4 tRNA genes are annotated in these 587 nt (G+C 45.5%); all 4 read right to left on the minus strand.

The features are described 5' to 3' along the window. Nucleotides 1–215 precede the first annotated feature (215 nt). Nucleotides 216–287, minus strand: a tRNA-Glu gene (locus ACVPON_RS01750). A gap of 12 nt (nucleotides 288–299) precedes the next feature. Continuing rightward, nucleotides 300–373, minus strand: a tRNA-Ile gene (locus ACVPON_RS01755). A 33-nt stretch (nucleotides 374–406) separates the two neighbouring features. After that, a tRNA-Gly gene (locus tag ACVPON_RS01760) sits at nucleotides 407–477 on the minus strand. A gap of 40 nt (nucleotides 478–517) precedes the next feature. Then, nucleotides 518–587: transfer RNA gene (locus tag ACVPON_RS01765), tRNA-Val, on the minus strand.

The following is a 587-nucleotide window of genomic DNA, read 5'->3' on the forward strand; positions in this document are numbered from 1 at the left end:
AAATGCCTTTGGATTCAGGAACTTTGAAAACTTTAAAAAACGCATTTTGATTGCTTTAAACGTAAAGAAAGAGAGAACCAAGTTCGTCCTCTCACGATGTTAGCTTTTCATCAACCCACTACAGTTGACAAAGAGCCAAGAAAGAGAGAACGAACTTCGTCCTCTCTAGGTGTTAGCTTTTCATCTACCCACTACAGTTGACAAAAGCTACAAAATAGTCCGTACGGGATTCGAACCCGTGTTACCGCCGTGAAAAGGCGGTGTCTTAACCCCTTGACCAACGGACCATATCACTATAATGGGCACGAGTGGAATCGAACCACCGACCTCACGCTTATCAGGCGTGCGCTCTAACCATCTGAGCTACGCGCCCAAACATGTGTTTGGTATTTGGATAATATCCAAAAGCGGGTGACGAGAATCGAACTCGCGACAACAGCTTGGAAGGCTGTAGTTTTACCACTAAACTACACCCGCTTATTTCGTACTAGGACTGGATAGACCTGATACATTTAAATGGGAGTTAACGGGATCGAACCGCTGACCCTCTGCTTGTAAGGCAGATGCTCTCCCAGCTGAGCTAAACT

This window comes from Streptococcus sp. 1F3, from assembly GCF_054968985.1.